We start from the raw sequence: 7,040 nt of genomic DNA on the forward strand, positions 1-7,040 counted from the left end.
CCCCTTCGGAGTCGATATGCGGATATGCGGCACAAGATTGCGGCGAAGCGCGATCCTGAGTTTGTACGGCGCAGCGGGCGGTATGGTTTCATATTCCGCGGAAAAAGCTTGCCCCGCCCTTGTCATAGGACTTCCAGGCGAGCGAATAGGTTATTCCGATGCAATCGATTGGAGGAGGGATGATCGATGGACAACGTGCGGCCGACGGACGATCCCGCGGCGCCGGGTTACTGGATCGGCTCGGGAAGCTCCGTGTTATTCGACGCCGCGTTAAATCAGGGAGCGGGAGGCACGGTTGCATATACGGACCTGCTGCGAATCTCCAAGGGAGCGACGCTTGAATCGTCCGAGGAATGCGACTGCGTAGCGACGGTAACGCTTGAAGTGGATTCGGGGGCCGCCACCTTCGAATACTATCCTTCCCACCCGCTCGACGTCGTCTTCGTGCTGGACGTTACGTCGAGCATGATGACGGGCGGCAGCACGAAGTTCGTGCAGGCCAAGCGGGCCATCGTCTCGACGATCAATCAGATGTGGGCCGTCAACCGGGACACGACCGTCACGATCGTCCCCTACGCCAGAACCGCATTTCAGCCGAACGCGAGCGGTACCGGCTTGTCCTACGATTACCCGGGCACGCTGTTCGCCTGGAAGCGAAGCTCGGGCCTGCCCGGCTATTATATCGGACAGATCCTCGGCTACCGCAACCAATCCAACGTCAGCGCCTCCGCGCTCGACGCGTTCGAAGCCCAGACCGTGCCCCGCGCCGCCAGCGCGCAGTTGAGCTTGTACAGCTACTATAATTACTACAAGATTCGATATAGCGATATCTACGATGCGGCGGGCAATCCGCTGCCGGACACCGTCCTCGCCGACTATATCGTCACCGTATACAGCCCTGCGGAACCGACCTACGCCAACAACCAGATTAAAGCGGTCGCGGCGGGCATCCCGCTGACGCCGACGGAGCTGACCTATAGCATCAATCCGACAGGATACGCGGGCAACACCATCCTGCAAAATCTCGTCTGGGCGATCCCGTACGGGGAAGACACGAATACGGAGGCGGGCATCCAGGCCGCGTACCAGCTCTTTCGGACGCCGGGATTCGCCCAGTCCGGCGACATCCGCCGCCGCGCGGCGATCCTGATCACGGACGGCCAGGCGAATCGGTCGATCAATCCGCAATATCCCGACGCCGTAGCGGCTCCCGGCGATACCGACGCGGCGTTTTTTCCCGACGCGCCCGGCCAGGCCTGGAAATACTTCGTACAGCTGCAGCAAACGCTCCCGACGCTCGTCAGCGAGATCTCGAACCGCTCGTCGACGTTCGCGGAGATCGCTCTGGCGGCCGACCGGCAACTGGGCATCGCTGCGAGACTCAAGGATCCCGCCGACGGCAACGTCTCGCTCTTCGGCCTGGGCATCAACATCGAGGCGCAGACCCCCGGACCGTACGACAGGCAGGACGTTCTCGAGCTGCTAGAGAGCACCGTATCCGCGCCCTCCTTCTTCAGGGAAGCGAATACGAGCGACCCGGCCGCCCAGATCGAAGCGCTGCTGGAGACGTTGGTACAGGATTTGTTCGTGCTCGCCGCAGGCTGCCGCGTCGTCCTGCGCGACCGGATCAATACGGCGCTCTTCTCCTATATCCCGGGCTCGATCCATATAAGCGGCGTGCGCAACGGGCTGCTGCTGAAGTCGCCGAACCAGCCCGACGTCGTCGATCCCTCGGACCCCGACTTCACCGTATATCTCAAGGCGCCGCTGCTGCCCGACGTGAGCGACGCAGCCGTCCTGCCGGACGGCTCGATCGCCCTCGATCTCGGCGTCATGCCGCTCGGCCTGCTCTCGCCAAGGAGCCGGACGCTCGTCGCCTTGACCTATCGTCTGCAATCCAACGCCTTCGCGACAGGCGACCGCATTCATACGAACATCGACGACCTGACCTACATCGAATACGCCGAGCCGGCCCACTTGCAGAGCGCGGAGCCGGTCATCGACTATTCGGCGCCGGCAAAAACCTTGCATTTTCATACGCCGATCGTCGCTTGTCACTGTACGCCGGTTCCCGGCCTGTCGCTCGTCAAGTTTTCGGATCGCTCCACTGCCGCTCCGGGCGAGACCGTCACGTTCACGATCGAAGTCGTCAACACCGGCACGCTCGGCCTCGTCGACATCCTCGTGGACGACCCGCTGCTCGGACTTCGCTTCACGATACCATCGCTCGAACCGCTGGCTTCGTTCGTCCGGGCATACCCTTATAAAATCCCGCCCGGAACGCCGCCCGGCATCGTCACCAACGTCGTGACGGTCTCCAACGCTGCCGTTCCGGAGTCGCTTAAGGCCGTGGCCGACGTCATCGTCGCGACCTCGCCGTCGCTGCAGGTCGTCAAAACGGTCGACAAAAAGCTTGCGCTGCCCGGCGAAGCCGTCGTCTTCACGCTGACGACCGCCAACGACGGCAATGTCGATCTCGTCAACGTGCATGTCACCGACCCGCTGCTCGGCATCGACACAGTCATCGACCGTATCCCTGCGGGGGCGACGGTGACCGCCGATTTTCCTTATCTCATTCCCGGGTCGACGCCTGCCGGCACTTTGATCGTCAATACGGCCACGACCGTCGTCGACGGCCTGCCGCCCCTGACCGTCGGCGTCACCGTCGAGGTGCTCCCGCTGCCGCTGCTGGCGCTGGAAAAGCTGGCGGACCGGGCCGAGACCGCGCCCGGCACGACCGTGAGCTTCACGCTGATAGCTGTCAACCGCGGCACAGCGACGCTCACCGGCGTCCGCGTCACGGATCCGACGCTCGGCCTCGACACGACCATCGGCACGATCGCGCCCGGACAGCGCGTGCCGATCGAAGTCCCGTTTCTCATCCCGCTCGAGACGCCGCCCAAGACCTACTTCAATACCGCGACGGCCGTCTCCGATCAGACGGGGCCATCCGAGGCCAGCGCAGCGTTGAAGGTGCTGCCCGTCCCCCTGCTGGGTATCGCCAAGATTCCGAGCCGGCAGACCGCCTCCCCCGGCGACACGATCCAATACGAGCTGATCGTCGCCAACCCGGGCAACGTGCCGCTCGGACCGATCCGTCTCGCGGACGCGCTGCTCGGGTTCGACCTGTTCGTGCCCGGACTCGGGGTCGGCGAGAGTCACGCGGAGATCGTGTCCTACGTCCTGCCGGCAGACGCGGCGATCGGCTCGCGCATCGAGAACGTGTTCGTCGCCGAATCGGCCGAGGCCGGGACGGCGCAGGCCGAGGCCGTCGTCACCGTCGTCGGCGCGCGCCTCGCGCTGGCCAAGCGCGTCGAGCCCGGGGTCGCGTTGGCGGGCGAGACCGTGCTGTACACGCTCAGCGTCACCAACACGACGGATGCGCCGCAGACGCAAGTGGCGCTCGCCGATCCAACGCTCGGGTTCGCTGAGACGATTCCCGTGCTGCAGCCCGGCGAGACCGCCGTCCGGACCGTGCCGTATACGGTGCCCGGCGTACCGGAAGGCACAATCATCCGCAACGTCTTCACCGCGGGCTCGGCGCAGACGCCGTCGCAGAGCGTCTCGGCGGAGCTCATCGTCTATGCGATGCTGACGGGCACCGAGCTGCGCGCGACCAAGCTCGCGACGAGCACGGTCGCCGCGCCCGGCGGCACGATCGTCTACGCCGTCCGCGTCGAGAATATCGGCGGCGCGACGGCGAGCGATATCGTCGTGCGGGACTCGCTGACCGGCACGCAGCGGCGCATCCCGGCGCTGGCGGCCGGCGAGCAAGCGATCGTTGAATTCATCTATGCGGTTCCGCCGAACACGTTGCAAGGCACGATCGTCGACAATCGGGTGCTCGTCACGTCGCCGCAGGCCAACCCGGTCGAGAGCGAGGCGCAGGTCATCATCGCGCTGCCCCATTTTGCGCTCGCCCTGACCAATGTCGTCAATCGTCCGATCGCGCCGCCCGGTACCACAGTCTACTTCACCGTAACCGTCACGAATACGTCCGCGTTCACGCTGACGCATGTGAGAGTGTTCGAGAGCCTGACGGGCTTCAGCACGACGATTCCCTCGCTCGCGCCGGGGGAGAGTCGGGCGTTCGTCCGACCTTTCGTCATCCCGCCCGAGTCGACGGGCGGCGAAGTGTTCGCAAGCATCGCGACCGCGTTCTCCAACGAAACGCCGTTCGAGCAGGCGCCTGCCTCCGTTACGACGTTCACGATCGCCGACTTCACGATCTTGGAGACGGTCGACAAGCCCGTCGTTCGCGGCGGCGAGACCGTGTTTTTCACCATCACGGTCCATAATACAGGCAACGTCGACCTCCTCAACTTCAGATTCGCGGCATCCTTGCTGAACGTCGTATTCCGTACCGAGCGGCTGCCGGTCGGCGCGGTCATCCGCGCGACCTTCCCGTTCGTCGCGCCGGAGACCGACGAAGACATCGTCATCCAGAGCCCTGTCGTCGGACGCGCGGACAACGCCGGTCCGAAACATGCATCCGCATCCATCCTGGTGATCGCCGAGGACGAGGAATAGCCCATAAATACAGCCGCCGGGAAGCTCCCCGGCGGCTCTCGTATGATCCAGGCAGCTACAACAAGTGCATCTTCGCCTCCGCCTCCTGCCACGGCACCGTATAACCGCTCCCCTTCGCGCAAAATATCGAGGAGGACGTGTACAGCGGATCCGCGTCCTTCCTGTAGCCTTTCCGATCGATGACCTCCTGCGCATTGTGACACTCGCCGTAGCCGCCGAAGACGCAGCGGATGCTGCCCCGGCCGTGCGTGAAGGACGCCAGCTCCGTCGCGTAGTCCATAAAAGTCGCCACCGGCGCCCGGCCGACGACGATCGCATGCCCAGCTGACGTATCCGGCGGCTCGAACTGCCCGCTGGCGCGCTGAATGTCGGACAGCACTCGGCCCATTTCGTCGATGCCCACTTTGATTTTAAAATCGTAATAGGGCTCGAGCAGCACGTTCTCCGCCTTCTCCAACCCCTGCCGCAGCGCCCGGAAGGCCGCCTCCCGGAAGTCGCCGCCGTGCGTATGCTCGTTGTGCGCAGCGCCCCGCAGCAGCGTTATCTTGAGGTCGGTGACCGGCATGCCCGTCAAAAGGCCGTGGTGCTCCCGCTCATAGAGATGCGTCCTCACGAGATTCTGGTTGCCCGTGCTGAAGTCGTTGGGATAACAGACGCTCGCGAACGCAAGCCCGCTGTCCCGCTCCCCTGGCTCGAGCAGCAGATGCACCTCGGCGTAGTGCCGCAGCGGCTCGAAGTGTCCGTATCCGTTGACGGCCGCACGGATCGTCTCTTTATAGAGGATCTCCGGAGGCCCGAAGGAGATGTCCATCCCGAAGCGCTCCTTCGCCACCTGCTCCAGCACTTCAAGCTGGATCAGGCCCATGACGTGCAGATGAATCTCCTGAAGGCTCTCCTCCCAGACGACGTTCAGGGACGGATCTTCGGCGTTGAGCATCTGAAAAGCGCGCAGCACGTCCTTGACGTTCAGCGACGCGGGGAAGATCACGCTGGACTGCAGCGTCGGCACCATTTCGTAAGTGTGCTTGTCCGTATAGACGCCGACCCCCTGGCCAGCCTCGGCAGCGGACAGTCCGGTGACCGCGATCAGATCGCCCGCAGCCGCCCGGTCCACGGTATGCGATCGGCTCCCGTTGAACGTCAGCATACGCGTAACCTTTTCCGCGTACCGGACGCCGCCGCTCTCATAAGCCAGCTCGTCGCGCACTTGAAGCGTGCCGCTCAGCACCTTGATGAAGGTCAGCCGCACGCCGTTCGCATCGTGGCGAATCTTGTAGACCCGCCCGCCAAACGGCGCCGCCTCATCATAATCGGCTGTCGTCAACAGGTGCAGCTGCGCCAGAAATTCCGCCACGCCCGCATCCTGCAGCGCGGAGCCGCTCGCGCAAGGGAAGAGCCGGCCTTCGCGAATCAGCGTCCGCAGCGCCTCCAGCCAAAACGCCGGATCCTCGCGCCCCTCCAGGTACGCCTCCAGCAAGGCTTCGTCCCGCTCCGCGAGGCGCTCCCGCAGCGATTCGCCGACGACGCCGTCCGCCGTCACGCACGCTCCAATCGACACCGCGTCCGGCGTGAGGTGCATGCGGATCTCCGCAAGAACGCCTTCCGCGTCGGCGCCGACCCGGTCCGTCTTATTAATGAAAAAAAACGTCGGCACGCCATGCTTGCGCAGCAGCTGCCAGACGGTCTCGGTATGCCCCTGGACGCCCTCCGCCGCGCTGACGATGACGATCGCGTAGTCCATAACGAGCACGGCCCGCTCCATCTCCGGCGAGAAGTCGACGTGCCCCGGCGTATCGATCAAATAATAAGTCGCGCCTTCATAAGACAAGACCGCCTGATCCGCAAAAACCGTAATCCCACGCGCCCGCTCGATCTCGTGGCTGTCCAGGTAAGCATCCTTGTGATCGACCCTGCCCCGCGCCCGGATGCTGTTCGTATGGTAAAGCATCTGTTCCGCAAAGGTCGTCTTCCCCGCATCTACGTGGGCGAACAGACCGATCGTCTTCCGCATGATGTGCTCCCTCTTCCGTCGCTCATTCCAGCCAAACCGCTACTCCCATTAAAACATAATCGCCCTGAACGAGAACAGTTTCGCCTGGCGCGTCTACTGTTTTTCGGCCCTTAAGATGGGGTGGCTTCATCAAGCAGGCAGTATGGGTTGGTGAGGGTTCAGAGGTTGCAGGTGCAGGTGCGGGTGCGGGTGCGGGTGCGGGTGCGGATGCGGGTGCGGGTGCGGGTGCGGGTGCAGGTGCAGGTGCGGGTGCGGGTGCGGGTGCGGGTGCGGGTGCGGGTGCGGATGCGGGTGCGGGTGCGGGTGCGGGTGCGGGTGCAGGTGCAGGTGCAGGTGCGGGTGCGGGTGCGGGTGCGGGTGCGGATGCGGGTGCGGGTGCGGGTGCGGGTGCGGGTGCGGGTGCGGGTGCGGGTGCGGGTGCGGGTGCGGGTGCGGGTGCGGATGCGGGTGCGGGTGCGGGTGCGGGTGCGGGTGCAGGTGCAGGTGCGGGTGCGGGTGC

The 7,040-nt window shown here is 64.6% G+C and carries 3 protein-coding genes; 2 read left to right on the forward strand and 1 reads right to left on the reverse strand.

What is annotated here, in order from left to right:
• Positions 1–186 precede the first annotated feature (186 nt).
• The gene (locus ACFOTD_RS06915; RefSeq protein ID WP_378117044.1) at positions 187–4,530 is read left to right on the forward strand and encodes a DUF7507 domain-containing protein; all 4,344 of its coding nucleotides are present in this window, start codon (positions 187–189) and stop codon (positions 4,528–4,530) included.
• 55 nt (positions 4,531–4,585) lie between these two features.
• On the opposite strand, the gene ACFOTD_RS06920 is transcribed toward ACFOTD_RS06915, so the two are convergent.
• The gene (locus ACFOTD_RS06920) at positions 4,586–6,544 is read right to left on the reverse strand and encodes a GTP-binding protein (protein WP_378117080.1); all 1,959 of its coding nucleotides are present in this window, start codon (positions 6,542–6,544) and stop codon (positions 4,586–4,588) included.
• A gap of 162 nt (positions 6,545–6,706) precedes the next feature.
• On the opposite strand from ACFOTD_RS06920, the gene ACFOTD_RS06925 reads away from it, so the two are divergent.
• The coding region (locus ACFOTD_RS06925; protein ID WP_378117046.1) for a hypothetical protein at positions 6,707–7,040 on the forward strand (334 nt) is incomplete at its 3' end.

Source organism: Cohnella sp. GCM10012308 (genome assembly GCF_042649185.1).
Taxonomy (GTDB): Bacteria; Bacillota; Bacilli; order Paenibacillales; family Paenibacillaceae; genus Cohnella.